Consider the following 275-nt stretch of genomic DNA (forward strand, 5'->3'; position numbering starts at 1 on the left):
GTGAAAAATAAATCTGCGCGCTTATCTTGGCATTTGGATGAGACTTATATCAAAGTTAAGGGAGAATGGCGTTATCTCTATCGTGCAATTAATAAAGATGGACACACATTGGATATTCAACTTCGTAAAAAACGGAATCATCAAGCTGCCTATGCCTTCATGAAAAGATTAGTAAAACATTTTGGAGAACCTACGGTTCTCACTACAGACAAAGCGCCGGCATTACTTTACGCATTTAACAAATTAAGAAAACAAGGATTTTATCAAACTACCAT

1 protein-coding gene is annotated in these 275 nt (G+C 36.0%); it reads left to right on the plus strand.

What is annotated here, in order from left to right; genetic code table 11:
• On the plus strand, window positions 1-275 hold a 275-nt coding region (locus HRG09_RS28525), incomplete at both ends, for a DDE-type integrase/transposase/recombinase (protein WP_174104125.1).

Source organism: Bacillus sp. Xin1 (assembly GCF_013314535.1).
Lineage (GTDB): Bacteria > Bacillota > Bacilli > Bacillales > Bacillaceae_G > Bacillus_A.